The organism is Flammeovirga aprica JL-4 (assembly GCF_012844305.1).
In the GTDB taxonomy this organism is placed as follows: Bacteria; Bacteroidota; Bacteroidia; order Cytophagales; family Flammeovirgaceae; genus Flammeovirga; species Flammeovirga aprica.
In genome coordinates this window covers 1-16,290 of record NZ_JABANE010000069.1, presented here as the reverse complement: position 1 = coordinate 16,290, position 16,290 = coordinate 1, and the positions used below count along the sequence as shown (strand labels likewise).

At 35.3% G+C, this 16,290-nt stretch carries 11 protein-coding genes; 10 read left to right on the top strand and 1 reads right to left on the bottom strand.

Annotated elements, in window-relative coordinates; genetic code table 11:
- Positions 1-51: 51 nt before the first annotated feature.
- Positions 52-1,899 carry a hypothetical protein gene (locus tag HHU12_RS21790; RefSeq protein WP_169658857.1) on the top strand — a complete coding sequence of 616 codons (1,848 nt, stop codon included), beginning with the start codon at positions 52-54 and terminating at the stop codon, positions 1,897-1,899.
- Between the two features lie 73 nt (positions 1,900-1,972).
- On the opposite strand, the gene HHU12_RS21785 is transcribed toward HHU12_RS21790, so the two are convergent.
- On the bottom strand, positions 1,973-3,568 hold the full coding sequence (locus HHU12_RS21785; protein ID WP_169658856.1) for a sulfatase-like hydrolase/transferase: 1,596 nt from the start codon (positions 3,566-3,568) through the stop codon (positions 1,973-1,975).
- Positions 3,569-3,813: 245 nt separating this feature from the next.
- Between HHU12_RS21785 and HHU12_RS21780 the strand changes: the two genes are divergently transcribed.
- The 9 genes from HHU12_RS21780 to HHU12_RS21740 all read left to right on the top strand — a co-directional run bounded on the left by HHU12_RS21780 (position 3,814) and on the right by HHU12_RS21740 (position 16,239).
- Positions 3,814-5,088, top strand: coding sequence for a glycoside hydrolase family 71/99-like protein (locus tag HHU12_RS21780; RefSeq protein WP_169658855.1), 1,275 nt, complete (start codon positions 3,814-3,816; stop codon positions 5,086-5,088).
- Between the two features lie 612 nt (positions 5,089-5,700).
- The gene (locus tag HHU12_RS21775; RefSeq protein ID WP_169658854.1) at positions 5,701-5,961 is read left to right on the top strand and encodes a hypothetical protein; all 261 of its coding nucleotides are present in this window, start codon (positions 5,701-5,703) and stop codon (positions 5,959-5,961) included.
- 189 nt (positions 5,962-6,150) lie between these two features.
- Positions 6,151-6,987, top strand: a complete 837-nt coding sequence (locus HHU12_RS21770) for an Rpn family recombination-promoting nuclease/putative transposase (RefSeq protein ID WP_169658853.1) — start codon at positions 6,151-6,153, stop codon at positions 6,985-6,987.
- 140 nt (positions 6,988-7,127) lie between these two features.
- Positions 7,128-8,624, top strand: a complete 1,497-nt coding sequence (locus HHU12_RS21765; protein WP_169658852.1) for a sulfatase — start codon at positions 7,128-7,130, stop codon at positions 8,622-8,624.
- Position 8,625: 1 nt separating this feature from the next.
- A complete protein-coding gene (locus tag HHU12_RS21760; protein ID WP_169658851.1) occupies positions 8,626-10,017 on the top strand; it encodes a sulfatase family protein in 1,392 nt (463 codons plus the stop codon).
- An 891-nt stretch (positions 10,018-10,908) separates the two neighbouring features.
- Positions 10,909-12,168 (top strand): 4Fe-4S binding protein, encoded by a 1,260-nt coding sequence (locus tag HHU12_RS21755; RefSeq protein ID WP_169658850.1) that lies wholly within the window; start codon positions 10,909-10,911, stop codon positions 12,166-12,168.
- Positions 12,165-12,899 (top strand): flavin reductase family protein, encoded by a 735-nt coding sequence (locus HHU12_RS21750; RefSeq protein ID WP_205959956.1) that lies wholly within the window; start codon positions 12,165-12,167, stop codon positions 12,897-12,899. Before HHU12_RS21755 ends, HHU12_RS21750 begins: the two co-directional genes overlap by 4 nt.
- A gap of 339 nt (positions 12,900-13,238) precedes the next feature.
- Complete coding sequence (locus tag HHU12_RS21745; RefSeq protein WP_169658849.1) at positions 13,239-15,254, top strand: sulfatase family protein; 2,016 nt, start codon at positions 13,239-13,241, stop codon at positions 15,252-15,254.
- 373 nt (positions 15,255-15,627) lie between these two features.
- Positions 15,628-16,239 (top strand): hypothetical protein, encoded by a 612-nt coding sequence (locus tag HHU12_RS21740; protein WP_169658848.1) that lies wholly within the window; start codon positions 15,628-15,630, stop codon positions 16,237-16,239.
- The last annotated feature ends 51 nt before the right edge of the window (positions 16,240-16,290 follow it).

Here is a 16,290-nt window from a genome sequence, read left to right as displayed (position 1 = left end):
AATATAGACTCACCCTGTTACCTGCAGGGTGAGTTTTTTAATAACATAACCATGAGAAAATTCAAAACAACTTTCTTATTTACCTTACTCCTCAGCATTCCTTTACTAACACAGGCCAACTCAGAAAAAAAGGTTTTTGCTTTCAATAATATTCTTTTTATTAATTCCCCCTCAAAAGGTGTTCTTCCAAGGTTAACTCACAATAATTATTTGTATTCATCAGAGAAACCTTGGTTAAATAATAACGAACTGTACTATCCTGTGATAGCAGATTTAGCCAATCAGATGTCATTAAAAGATGCTGTTGATTTTGAGATGCAAAGTGCCATGAAGATGGGGATAGATGGTTTTTCTTTTGTATATATGATTTCCGAAAACTATTCTTTCTATCAAAGGTTTAATGAAATTATAGAGGCTTATTTTGAAGTTGCAGAGGAGAAAAATTATCCTTTTAGTTTTAATATCACTCTGAAGTTTGAGCCTACAAGACAGTTTAGTGAGAGAATACCAGATGCACAAGAAGTCTTAAATTATTTCTCGACAAATAAATATAGTGCTTCAAAACATTGGCATAAGGAAAATGGAAAAAAGGTGATTGTCTTCTCCAAAGTAAAAAACCTTATAGAAAAAGAGGAGTTCAAGAAAATGGAAAAGCAAAATGATCAAATCATTAATTTCCAGCCCCTTTTTGAAAGAATTAATGCTGTGAATGCAAGTACCGGAAATCAATTCAATATCATTTATACCTGTATATGGCCTGGTAGGAAAAAGGAAATTGTTGATGTTGGAAAACATTATGATCACATTCGTATCGAGGCACTACATATGAGTAATACGGCACTCGTAGAACGTTTTTCTAAACTATTAGAAGAAAGTAATAAGGTGTTTGCACATTCTATTTATCATGAGCAGATTTCAAGTTATTTTGTAGAAAAAAGCACGAATAAAAAACGTCCTAATGGTTTTGTAAAAAAACATAATCTTCCCATCGATCAAGTCTATAAAGAATATGATAACCTTTCACTTTCTAAGGGTTTAAGGCTGGGGTTTGAGCAAGCACAAAAATACAAAGCTCCTATATTATTTTTGAATTCCTGGAATATGTTTATTGAGGGAAACCATATTAGACCGGATTACCATCATGGCTATGGGCTTTCTGAACTGATAAAAGTGCTTACACAACAATGGAAAGGTCAGGAAATGGATGAAGCAATGTTTTTTATTTACCGTAAGAAGTCTTTAGTAGATAAAAAAATGCTGGAGTATAAAGTCAGAAAACAGTATGGAGATCCTAATTATGGGCGTGATTCTATAGAAATAATTACTTCCACTAAGAAAGTATCCGCTTTGTATGTGAATAATAAACTTTTAAAGTCTGTCAATCCCGGTCTGCAAGTGACCACAATTCCTTATCAGGATGGAAAAATAAATGTGGCCTTGAAAAGAGAGAAGAATATAATCGCCTCTATTACTCCTTTGAATGAAATCAGGCTACTTAAAAATAGAAGTGAACCTACTGTGGTCTACCGTTCGAGTCATGATCAAAAATATTTGGAAGAGATGTATGATCTGTTAGCTCAAAATGAAGTCAGTTTTTATGATATGCGTTTCCTTCTTCCTCATGAGAAAAAAGAGGAATGGAAAGCTTATGAAAAAGAAAGAATGAGCTTATTTATAAAAGTCTTGTCGCTCTATGAATATGATAAATCACTTTTTGAAGTAACAAATTATAAAAATACTTTAAAGTATGAAAAGAAAATAGGGAAGCTACTTTCAGATGAATATTATAGAGTCTGGAAAGATTTACAGAGGGAAAAACTAAAGTATCAGAAAACAGCTATGAAAGATTTCAATATCTATGACTTGAACAATTCATACAATGTTTTGGAGATGGAATAGATGATGTATGAGAAGGGGCTGTAATTCTACATTTTCAGTAGATTACAGCCCCATTCTTCCCTCTTAATTCTTATTAAATATTTCTGACTAAAACACGGTTTTTCACGCCATCATAAAACTTTGAGTCATTCTTTTTCAACCATTCCAATAGAGCAGACCTTAATTCTTCAGCCTTCTCAGTGTATTGTGCCTGATCAGGATTTTTGCCCAAAAGGTTATTCATTTCATGAGGATCTTCATTCAAATTATAAAGTACATTAAGCACTTTAGACTCTACAGAATAAGGAACCATTAATTTCCATCCGTCTTTTACAATCATGTAATTAGGAGATACATCACCTCTGTAATTCCACTCTGTCACAACATAATCACCATATTCTTTTTCTTTGCCCTCTATCATATCTCTCAAACTTTTTCCATCAGAAGAAGGGCCATCAATATTCATATAATCTAAAACAGTGGAGAAAATATCAATATGTGATACATAGCCATCAACAGTAGAATTGGGTTTGATTTGGTTTGGCAACTTCATTAGAAGCGGAATATGTGCTGATTCTTCATAGAAAACATTTTTCTCTCTTAAGCCATGGGCACCCAACATCTCACCATGATCACTCGTAAAGACAATCAATGTGTTTTCAGTCAATCCCAATTCATCAATTTTATCTATAATCTGCCCAATCCAGTAATCCACCTCAGTAATCAAACCATAGTAATTTGAAATCATGTATTTGATTTTTTCTGGGTCAGAATATTCCGTAAGTTTTTTACGTCCATTAGCATTGGCGTAGGGAGAGTTTTTCATTTTGTCATTGATACTTTCAGGAGGTGTCATATCCTCAGGCTTATACATACTGTAGAAAGGCTCAGGGACAATCATAGGAGCATGTGGGTAATGGAAAGAACATGTAATACTGAAAGGTTTCTTTTTTAACCTCTCAATGGCATCAATGGTTTGTTGTGCTTGAAATGCGGTCATGGTATATTCCTTCGGAATATTTAAACGTCCATGAAAGTTAGGCTGTGATTTTTTGATGTCTTTTACATCCTTATATTCTTGCCCGAAGAAAGTATCGATTGGATCAGGAGTATATGGTCTTTTCGTAAAACGGTCAATATGCTCTCCATTTTCTAAAGCTCTTTTCTTCAAATTCGCATTGAGCCAATCTTGATAGAAAAAGCTTTGTCCACCATGATCAAAGGCATACTTTCCATTTTTAGCATATTGTTCCGGGTTGCTATATACCTTGGCTTTATTGGCCATAGCGTGCCACTTGCCATAATACTCACAAGTATACCCTTCTTCTTTAAGAAGCTCATCAAAAGTAGGGGACTGCATTACCTTCTCCTTTGTGTAATAATAGGTTTTATCATTGTTGTTTACTCCAGTGTTTTCTACTGTTCTCCCTGTAAGAATAGAAGAACGGGCAGGACCACATACGGCACATGCGGAGTAAGCATTGACAAAATAGGCACCATCTTCACCTAATCGGTCCAGGTTTGGAGTTTTTAGCACTTTATTACCAGCTAAACCCAACGCTTTATATTGTTGTTGGTCTGTGATGATAAAAACAAGATTGGTTTTCTTATTTTTCTTTGGTGGCTCATTTCCAAAACTAATACTTGTTACCACAAATAATAGTAATAAAGCTGTTACTGTGTTTTTCATTTCACTAAATTAAAAAAAGTGATAGTCTGTTTTAATTTCAATTCAAAAGTAGCAGTGATCATTAATAGACTATTAATAATGGGCTAATAGAAAAAATCTTATTGAACAGGCTTTATTTTACAAAAAAAAGGCATTAACCGCCAAACTATTAATGCTTGATTAATTTATTATTTGGGGGCAAAACTACTTTTGCATCATCAGATCTGATAAGTACTTACACTGTTGAACTAATTTTTTGAATAGAAATGAAATTACAAAAGATACTCACAATAGTATTAGTGGCATCGTTAGGCTTACTAACATTATTGGCCTTCAAAAAAAAGAAGCAAAAAATAAATTACCCTTCTTATAAAGGGTTAGTGATGTGTGGCTACCAAGGCTGGTTCAGAACCCCTGGTGATGGGGGTTCTAGAGGCTGGGTACATTATGGAACAAGAGGGTTTGATACTGATAATATTACAGTAGATATGTGGCCTGATATGTCTGAGTATAAAAAGACATACAAAACAGCATTTAAAAACGAAGATGGATCTTCAGCAAGGGTGTTTAGTTCATTGGACGCATCTACTATAGATACACATTTCAAATGGATGAAAGATTATGGTATAGATGGTGTTTTTATGCAACGATTTTATGGCATTACTAAAAAAGGAAAGGGTAGAGAAGAAGCAACATCTATTCTAAAGAATGCTTTTAAATCAGCCAATAAATACAATAGAGCTATAGCTGTAATGTATGATTTGTCGGGTTTGAAGAAAGAAGAAAGTTGTTATGAAACATTGGTGAACGATTGGAAGCAACTGATTGATGAGATCCATTTTAATAAAGGCATCAATAAAGAGAATTATTTACATCATAATGGGAAACCGTTAGTAGCAATTTGGGGAGTAGGTTTTCAAGAACGTCCATATACCGCTACAAGCAGTGAAGTAGAACGTTTCATGGATTTTGTGCAGAATGATCCTAAATATGGTAATTTCTCCGTCATGTTAGGCGTACCCACTCGTTTTAGAACGCTCAATAAAGATTGTGAACCCGACCCTTATTTACATGAAATTATCAAAAAGGCAGATATAGTACAGCCTTGGTTAGTAGGACGTTATAAAATGCCTGATTTGCAAAACGATAAAGTATACAGAAAACAAATTGCAGATGATGTAGCTTGGTGCAATGCCAATAACGTATATTATGTACCTGCTATTTATCCCGGTTTTAGCTGGTATAATTTAAAAAGAATGAAAGGGCAAGGCAATGAGAATAATGCAAATTTAAATGCTATTCCAAGGTTAAAAGGAGCATTTTTCAACAAGCAGATTGATATCACTATAGAAGAAGGAGTAGAAATGCTTTATGTGGCCATGTTTGATGAAATTGATGAAGGAACAGCCATTTTCAAAGTGACAAACACTCCGCCAGTCAATGGTACATTTTCTGATTATGAAGGCCTTCCCTCGGATCATTATTTGAAACTTACCGGGGAGGCAGGTAAAAAATTGAAAGCAACAAAGAAAGTGAAATAAGGTAAGTACTAGGACAAAAGTTATGGAACTTTTTTAATGAAGAATTATGGTTCGTAAAATGGTTTTTATGGTGGTTCAGTGGACGTTGCAATGCAATATGCCTGCAACGGTATCCATCATAAAGACTACTTTATCGACCAGAGCACGAAACATTTTTCTTCATTCTTCATCAAAAAAAACATCCGTTTACTCTATCCTATGTACTTATAATAAAGAAAAAATTGATGATTAATAAATATGCAATAATAGTGTGACTCATTCATAAATACTGTGGAGGACTAACTCTCATACCAAAAACCTTTATGGCATAAGGGTTATTATTAACAAGAATAAGAGTCGTGACTACTTACTTTTCAACAGATATTTCATACACAGTTCTTACCAAGTGAGGGCTGTGTTTTTTTTATTCTATTTTTCAGAAATCAATGATTAGAATTCTTTATAGGTGATTTATATGCGTTTTCTTAAATATGGAAAGGATATTGAGGAAGGATTATTATCACTTAACTTTTATAAAGTTATACTGCTATATTTTTTATAAGTACTAAGTCAAAAATATATCATAATTAATTTTGAATTTGTACTTAACTCTTCATCTTAACTCAAACTTTTATGGAATTTTTAAAATTAATAGGGAAAATGTTACTAGTAATCTTAGGGTGCGTACTAGCTTTTATAATAACATTTGTAGTTGGTGATGCCCTAGGAAATACTGCCTCAAAATCTTTTGGGACGTTTTTAATCAGCTTATTTACTACGCCTATGGGGGGAATTGCTGTGCTTGTATTTTTTTGGTTACGGAATAGAAAAAAGAGTAAGCAAATGAGGGAAGCATACATGAATAATACTGAGGGTGATGGAATAGATAAATGATATGATTTTTATAATCTTATAACTTCTTTGTTCGTTGGGTTATATGTTTACCTAGCTGTAAACCAATAGCTTGTTTAAGTTCATGACTTATCATAAAAAAACATCCTCACAAGTAAAAACTCTGATGGATTTCTTTTCTTTTACCAAACCAAAATTTTACTATATTTACCCAATAAACGAACAAAAGTTATGTGCACTTCACGTTATATCAATCCTTTTACGGATTTCGGTTTTAAAAAAATATTTGGTGAGGAAGCCAATAAAGATATTCTGATTGATTTCTTGAACTCGGTGCTGCCAGCCGAAGATCAGATCTATGATTTAACGTACAAATCTACGGAGCATTTACCTAAAAATGATACGGACCGTAAAGCCATCTATGATTTATATTGTGAAAATGATAAAGGAGAAAAGTTTATCGTGGAATTGCAACGTGCAGAACAAACTCATTTTAAAGATCGCACCATTTATTATTCAAGTTTTCCCATTCAAGAACAAGCTAAGAGAGGAAAAGGTTGGGATTACGAATTGAAAGCGGTTTATGTAGTTTCCATTATGGACTTTATTTTTGATGAAACAGAAGAAGATTTTCACCATATCGTACAATTAAAGAATCAAAAAAATAAGGTTTTCTATGATAAACTGAAGTTTGTCTACTTAGAATTACCAAAGTTCAGAAAGAAAGAAAAAGACTTGAATAGCAATTTTGATAAATGGCTTTACCTACTGAATAATATCACTACTTTTGAGCAAATGCCAGTGGTATTGAAGGAACATATTTTTAGAAAAGTTTTGAAGTTAGCAGAGTATACTGCACTACCAAAAGCAGATCAAGAACAGTATGACGAGGATTTGAAACGTTTTCGTGATTATGTAAATACTTTGGATACAAGAGAGGAGAAAGGGAGAAGGGAAGCAAAAGTTGAAACAGCTCTAAAGTTTTTATCAATGGGATTAGGTATAGCACAAGTTGCAGAAGGAACAGGTTTAACCATCAGTGACGTAGAAGCGTTGACTAAAAAGTAAAAGGTCTTTTATTTCCATTTAAAAACGCCAAAAACACCCCATTAACCCCCAATTAAGAAGATATTAATACAATTATTAGTCTTCGAATATAATATTGTGATACCTCCATAAGGTGATGGAATATAAAAACACAATTTTGTATGAAGACTTATATATTACTTATACTAGCACTCAGTTTGAGTTTAGTGACTACAGCTGACGAAAAGAAAAAACCAAAGAAATCGAAAAGACCTAATGTCCTTTTTATTTCTGTCGATGATTTAAACATGCACTTGCCTTCTTTTGGATATAACAATGTGAAGGCACCTAATATTGAATCTTTGAAAGATCAGGGCGTATTATTCCGTCAAGCGTATTGTCAATATCCCGTTTGTGGTCCATCAAGAGCGTCATTTCTGACAAGTATGTACCCGGCACAGACTAAGATTTTCACAAACGGTCCTCATGTTACAGATACACGCCCGGATGCGGTAAGTATTGGTAAATTATTTCAAGATAATGGTTATTGGGTGGCCAATGCTGGAAAGGTGTATCACCCACGGTCGGAAGATTTTACTTGGGATGCTCAGCGAACAAAAAAGATGAAGGAAAATGATTTAGTCCTTCACTTAAAAGATGAATTTGAGAAAGAATACGGAGCGATTGATACACCTGAAAAAAAGAAAGCTTGGGAGGTACTGAAGAAGCAGTATGAAGATGACGATAGACAAGGGAAGAAGGCGTTACCGTTGCCGATTAAAAATGGAGTGCCATTAGAAGATGACTTGAATGCGGAAGCTTTTAATCAGTGGATGGACGACCAAACCTATGGAGATCAACCTTTCTTCATTGCGTATGGTTTTCATAAACCCCATGTGCAGTATACAGCACCTCAACGATTTTTTGACTTATATCCGTTAGAGGAAATTCAGCCAGAGAAAGTACCGTTGGATGATTGGAATACAAAACCGTTGATTGCCAATTGGAAAAGATATGAAGCATTTGAAGACATCTATTTTGGGTTGAGTTCTATGGATGCAAGGAAGCGTTATATGCAAGGGTATTATGCTTGTATTTCCTATATTGATGATATTTTAGGACAGTTGGTCACTACATTAAAAGAAAAAGGACTTTGGGAAAATACCATTATCGTTTTCTTCAGTGATCATGGCTACCATATGGGCAACCACTTTTTATATGGCAAAGTATCCCTTTATGAAGAAAGTGCAAAATCTCCTTTGATCATCAGAGTACCGGGTAATATGAACAATGGAACTGAGGTAATGACTACAGTAGAATTAGTGGATGTTTACCCTACTATTACAGAGTTGATTGGTTTAGAAAACCCTAGCTCAGTAAAAGGGACAAGCTTGGTCCCATTGCTTCAAGATCCTAAAAATAAAGCTTTCCAAAAACCAGCATTAACGTATGCAAAAAGAGGGGACTTTTTAGGCAAATCAGTGAGAACGGACCGTTATAGATATACACAGTGGGGAGATGATCCTACTCAGTCGGAGTTATATGATTATGAGGTAGATCCGAAAGAATATAAGAATAAAGTCAATGATCCAGAATATGCTGAGGTGTTGAAAGAGATGAGAGCAATTTTTCATCAGAAAGTGTCGGAAACTTCTGTAATTGACGCAAAAATGAAATAAGATGAATTATAAAATAATCACTTGGAAATTGATAGTATTTCTTTCTTTTTTGGGAATGAGTACACAGGCTATCGCTCAAGATAGGCCGAATATTATTTTTATTCTTGCTGATGATATGGGCTATGGTGATTTACCAGCTTACGGACACCCATATACGAAGACTCCACACTTAGATAAATTGGCAGATCAGGGGAAAATTTTCACACAAGGTTATATGTCAGGTTCATGGTGTATGCCTGCAAGGGCCGCCTTGATGACGAGTCTTTTTCCATCAAGAGAATTCCTGAGCAGTTTTGTGATTGATGTTGAAAAACCCTCTGTAACAAGTGTGATGAGCGGGGCAGGATATAAAACTGCACACATCGGAAAATGGCATATTGGTGATAATAAAAGAGGTGAAAATGCTCCTCCTCCATCAGAATACGGCATTGATTTAAGCTTTACTACCCAGAGTACTGGCCCTGGTTTCACATCAAAAGACAAAAAGAAACCACATTATAGAGAGCATACTACAACACATTATGTGGATATGGCGATTGATTTTGCAAAGGAAAATAAAAAAGAACCTTTCTTTATCAATTTATGGCTCTACCCAACGCATTCTTACATCGATCCACTTCCAAAGTATTTGGCACGTTTCAAAGATTTGAAAGTAGACATCAATGATTTTGAAAGTGAGTACCAAAGAGATTTCCTGAATTTCGTAGCTGAAACAAATGATATTGATAAAGCAATGCAATCGTATTGTGCTGATGTTTCTAATCTTGATGACGAAATAGGTCGCTTGTTGAAAGCACTTGAAGAGATGGGATTGGAGGAAAACACAATTATTATCTTCTCAAGTGATAACGGCCCTGGGCCAATTTTGAACAATACAAAAAAGTTGAGAGAACGTTATGCTAAGAAGCCAAACCTAGCAAATTCAGTGGGTTCAGCTGGTCCTTTCAGACAGAGAAAAGGAAGTATGTATGAAGGAGGAATCCGTGCTCCATGGATTGTGAAGTGGCCAAAGAAAATCAAAGGAGGTACAAAAGACGAAGAAACTGTAATTACAGGTGTTGACTTTTTACCAACAGTAGCGTCATTGGCTGGAGTGGAAGTACCTACTACTATGCAAATGGATGGTGTAGATGTTAGCAAGGCAATCTTAGGAAAACCCCAAGAAAGAGAAAAATTACATTTCTGGAGTGACAAACCAAATTGGCAAGTTGTAAGAGATGGAAAATGGAAAGCCCACCTTCATTTGAATAAAGTACAACTGTATGATTTAGAAGCTGATCAGGGAGAAACTACCGATGTAGCAGAACAGTACCCTGAGTTAGTAGCCAAATACGGAAAGCTTTTGAGAGAGTGGAAAAAAGAAATTCATAAACCTGTGCATAAAAGCAAATAGGAGGTTTTGAATGAAGAATGAAGCGTTAAGAATGAAGAAAGATGGTTCGTGTTGTGGTCCGTAAAGTGTTTTTTATGGTGGTTTCTGATACAGTCTCCTCTCAATCTTTTGCAAGAATATCCTTTATGATGGATACCGTTGTAGGGACGTTGTGTTGCAACGTCCACCGAACCACAGCAAGAACCATTTTTTTCTTCATTCTTCCCTCTTAATTCTTCATTATATAGAGGTTCGTAAGGATGTTGTAATACAATATCTCCGTAAACGGTATCAATAAATTTTTCTTGTAATTAAAGTTGTGAGAAATAGGGGTATTGTGTTGCGACCTCCATGCGAACCCTATCAAAAACACCCACTATTGACCGTCTTGCAGAAGAAGGAACGTGGTTTATGCGAATGTATTTTACCGATGTTACTTGTAGTCCAAGCCGACATCCTGCGACATACAAAAGTTTATGCTATTCCATGGTTTTTCTGGAAGAATGACTATCACAGAGTTATTATTTTATAACGAGTATTATATAGGTTAGATTATTATAAAATACCCCAAAAATGTTCCGACAAGTCACGTAAATACTACTTCAGTACTTTCAGGGTTGGATTGGTTGCCAACGTTATATGCTCTAACAGATACGTCATTTGATGGAAGGTAATATGAAGGAGAAGACGTATCAGAAATATGGATGGGGAAGGAGAATAACCTAAATCGTTACCTATATTCGAGAACCGATGCTTCCAAAGGAACCGTTTCAATATTGAATCACAATTGGAATGCATATTAATATCAAGAAACGAAAAGATGTAGCAGAAGAGCATCTTGAAGAATTGAATGCTACAGTACCAAAATCCTATTTTAAAGGAAGAAAAAAAACCAAATAATCAACGAAACAAATGACAACTGAGGTAAAGCAAAGAAAACGGGTACCACCGAAACAACCTGTCAAGAAAGCCATCAAAAAGGAACCTCAAAAAGGCCTTAATTCCCTACAAGCATACAATTTGTATAGGGTAGTTTTGATCGCTCTTTTGGTGGTGGCAGTGGGCATTTCAGGTGGATGGAAACTACCTTTTCTGCAAGAAGAAGGACATCGTAAAAAGATCATTGTCACCCAAAGCCACTTGGAAGGTATCTATAAAAAAGCCAAGTATTTTACTGTAGATAAAGACAAAAAATATACGGTTTACAATCAATTTAAAGACATTATCGGTTACGCCATTTCCACGCATGATTACGCAAGTCATGTAAGAGGGTTTGCCGGGGAAGTACCCGTATTGATTGGTTTTGATAAAGACTCTACCATACAAGGGATGCAGATGTTGCAACACAATGAATCGGGAGAATATATAGAGTTTATATTGGATGATAAATTGTTGGAAAAATGGAATGGACTAACCTTCGACAGAGCACTTTATAATGAAGTGGATGGTATCACATCTGCCACAGAAACAAGTGAAGCGATTATCAAAACCATACAAGTGACCTTATCAGAGGTGACAGGAAAGGAATTGGAAACGAAACATTATCCTTGGACCTTAATTTTACAATGGGTACTTACTTCAGCCACGTTGTTGTTTGGACTCTTGGTTTGCTTTTACAGACCTATGAAAAATTACCGTACTAGCATGTTGATTATGGTGACAATAGTAATGGGTTTTGCCTATCAGAAAATGATCTCTATTTCATTTTTGCACGGGTGGATCGTCAATGGTATTTCACTAGATTCTAATCTGATCTCATTTGTATTATTGGGCCTTTCAGTAATTTTACCGATTACCACCAAAAAACAATTCTACTGTCATTATATGTGTCCTTTTGGGGCGGCGCAAGAGTTAGTCGGTAAAGTTTCCCCTTTCCAAAAACGAAACATGAATTTTCTAAAAGTGAGGTCGATCCCATTACAGACCATCGCCACAATAGTATTAATCTGTTGCATATTATTGGGTGAATATCCAGAACTTTCATTTGTAGAGCCTTTCCCAGCTTTTTCATTTAAAGTGGTGTCATGGTGGATGATTGGTTTTGGACTTTTATTTATCGGACTGTCCTTTTTCTATTCCAAGCCATGGTGTAAAATATGTCCTACAGGTTTTGTACTGGACAATTGTAAAAAACGATCAGCTAGAGACAACAAAAAATATAAGATCTTATGAAAACAAGTGAACTTCTAAATATAGTATTGGTAGTCGTCCTAATTCTCGTATTGGTCCGCTATAATGTAAAGGAGGCAAATGGGGAAGTGAATGAAGCTTCTATTGTCAATTCGGTGGCGGTGATGGATTCATTACATGTGAAAAAATCGGTAGGGAAAAGGCCTTTTCTATTCCCAATGCCCGTTGGGATTATTGGTTCATATGATAGCGTGGGAACACCTAATATTATGGCGGCATCATGGATTGGTATTGTCAACTCCAATCCAATGAGTATAGGTGTTTCATTACGTCCGGCTACTCATACCTATAAAAATGTGATGAGAACGAAAGCGTTTACGGTCAACATCGCCAATGAAAAATTAATAGAATATGTCGATTGGGTAGGGCATTATTCAGGAAAAGACATCAACAAATTCGATCTTTTACCGCTCACTCCCATTAAATCAAAATTAGTGAATGCTCCATATGTACATGAATTTCCAGTGGTTTTGGAATGCGAAGTGGTCAACATTACAAACCTTGGCAAACACACTCATTTTGTAGGTAAAATAATGGATGTAAAAGTAGATACAGCCATTTTGAAAGACAATGAAAAGTTTGTAGACATCAATAAATTACGTCCCGTGATGACCGGTCATGGATCAGGTTATTTTGGAATCGGTGAGAATTTAGGAAGGGGAGGAAAAGTATACCAAAGATTAGGAATTACTCCTGATGTGGAAGCGAAGTAATTGCATTGTAACCTAAGTTTTTGAATATTTATAGTTTAGAAATTAAGAGATTTTTGACTTCAAAAACCTAGATTTTTTGCTTTGTTTTTCATCAATGGAAAAGGAAGCTTGAAAGTAGAACATCAATAAATTAATACTTTACAATATATTGATAGATAAAAATCTGATTAATAGTTGTTTAAATTGCATATCTACGTCAGAAAATCAATAAATTACTATTTAATTAGAGGAGGATTAAGGGACAATTAATATATAATTAGTCAGGCACTACATTTTTGTAATGAACACGGCAACCAACAGCTGTTGTTATGAAATGATTTTTTAATTGAATGATTACTGATGAAAAGAATTATTATAGCACTCTTTACATATCTTATCAGTGTTAGTATGGTTGGGGCGACTTCTCATCCTACAGCAGATAAAGATAATGCAAAGAAAAAGAAACCTAATATTATCATTTTCTATACAGATGATTTAGGTTATGGAGATTTATCAGTGAACGGAGGATTGACTCCAACACCAAACATTGATAAAATATTTAATACAGGAACTACATTTACTAATTACAATACGCACTGCGTTTGTTCACCATCGAGGGCAGGGATGCTGACAGGAAAACATTATGTAAAAACCAATTCAGGACCTAAAACAGGGGGTGAACTTTCTACCGATGAAGTGACAATGCCTGAGACATTAAAAGAGAATGGATATGTGACGGGGGCGTTTGGAAAATGGCATAATGGAGCACCAACGTCATATGGTGGAAATGAGAAAAAAGGAAGCAAGAAGTTTCAATTAGGAGCCGGCGTAAATGCACATGGATTTGATCGATTCGTAGGTTATTACGGTGGTGGTGGTAACTATTTCACTCGTGTTTCAAATGTATACGCACAAGTGTCATGGTATCACGACAAAACCAACAGACCGGATGAAAAAGGATATACCACAGATCTTATTACAAAATATGCTTTAGAGTTTATAGAGAAAAATAAGGAGGAACAGTTCTTATGTTATATTCCTCATGAAGCCATGCACAACCCTTTAAATGCCAAATATGAGGACATTTTAAGAGTGCCTGAATCTGTAAAACAGGGCACAGCATTATTATCCGAAGAAGAATATAAAAAGTATTTTAAAGGGAGTAAGGCATGGATGAAAATGTCTGATGAGCAGAAACAGATTGTACGTTCGGCCATGTTATTAAGCTTGGATGATGCCGTGGGAGAGGTAATAGCTTATCTAGAAAAAGAGGATTTACTGGAAAATACTATTGTGATCTTCACTTCCGACAATGGAGCCACGCCAGAGGGAAATAACCTTCCCTTTAAAGGCCACAAGCATACAATTTATGAAGGTGGAATTCATGTTCCCATGGCAATGTTATGGGAAAAAGCAGGTCTTAACAAAGGAGAAAAATACACAGGGGACTTCAATTACCTTGATATCTACCCAACGTTAACCGCAATGGTGGGAGCAAAGCGTGATCAGTCAGTAGAGATTGACGGAAGAGATTTATCCAAAGAAATATTAAGTAATAAGGAGCATAGCAATACCGTACAGCAATGGGTTTGGACTGGTGAAGGTGCTGTGAAAGAAGGCAATTGGAAATTGATTTATAACCCTTTGGATATTCAGCTTTATGATTTAAGCAAAGACTTGAAAGAAGAAAATAACCTTGCTGAACAGCATCCTGAAAAAGTAGAAAAAATGCAGATAATGCACTTAAACTTTTTGAGAGCGAATAATATCAACCCTTCTTACTTACCTCCAAGCTACCTTCCGAGTGCATCTCAAAAAGCGAATCCACAAGGTGAAGTGTTAGAGTTTTATGTGGATCAATCTGCCCCTGTGAAAAATGGAAAAGATGTGATGCGTTTTGCTTTTGCCAAAGGGTATGACAAAATGAAATACACTATTGAGCCCGGCGATGTGGTAGAATACGATATCATGGTTGCGGAAGACGGATTGAACGAAGGCTTCTTCTATTCACCAACAAGCACATGGAAATTACTATTTGCAAAGTCTGGTTATGACCAATACGGAAGATACCAGAAAAAAGGACCTGGTGTGAAAGAAGGAAAAGGTGTTTGGGAACATAGAGTAGTGGGAATCGGTGAAGCAACACCTCAGAAACTATCACACAACATGATCTCATTCATTGGTAGAAAAACAGGTGTATATCATTTCTATATTGATAACTTAATCGCTCGTAAAGCAGATGGAACAGTGATAGAACTTTGGTCAAGTGGAAAGCACACCATCAAAAGATGGAATGAAGCGCCTTTTATGAAAAACCGTAAAGAGAATATCTTTAAAACAGTGGAAATTAAAGCTGTTAAGCTCGATCAGATCTAGAATACAAGAGGGAAGAGGTATGAGGGTACGTGTTATGGTCCAAGAACCATCTTAAAAAAACACTTTACGAACCATATCTCTTAACTCTTACCTAAAAAAGTATTGTATTTATATTGCTTAGAATAATGAAGTTAGGCTTCATTTTGAAGTAAACCTTGGTTTTTTTTCTTAAAGAGAATTTTCTGCGGGTGTAAAAAAAATTAAATAAGGGTGAGAAAATTTTTTCTTCATTCAACAAAATGACCCTTTTTCCTCTGTTTTAGTACTTATAATGCGAAATACACAATATAAATGCTGTAAAGTTTATCATTTGCTTTGGCTTAATTCTTGGGAGATTTCAGCTAAAGCAAATTAAACAAACTACTTATAGTCGATGAAACTATTCAAATTCGCTCTCATTCCGTTTTTTTTAAGTTTGATAATAAGTTGTGTTGATGAAGACACATTTGAACTAAGAAAAAGAGTTCCTGCAAAAATTCAATTATTTAATATTGGAAGTGGTCCAACGTATGTCAATTCAACCTTAGATTCGGTAACATTTAGTGTACTAGATTCTTTCTCCTATTTTTTTAATGGTTGTAATGTTATTATCAATGTTGAAAAGGGTGAAGCAAAGGTATCTTCTAATGTTATTACAACCGACCAAGATGGGTATGGTGCTTTTGATGTTACTTTTGGCCCAAATGTGGATACCATTACGGTTTCCTTGTCCATTCCACATGCTGATCATGAAAAGACTTTGAGTAAATCATTTACCGTGGTAACAGAGGCTAATCCAGATGAAGTAAAATTGAAAATGATATCTGGTAATTATCAACACGGTTACAGCGGTGGTACATTAAGAAATGAGCTTACGGTTATTGCTACTGATAATTATGGTAACCCGATTAAGGATTTGGAAGTGAGAGCTCATAGAAAAGGAGAGTATAGGTATTACAGTAACGATGAAACGGATGAAGATGGAATAAGTATTGAGACATTTTAAAGTATAACTAAAAATGAGCTTTTGAAAATTGAAGAAACAACTGTTTACCAA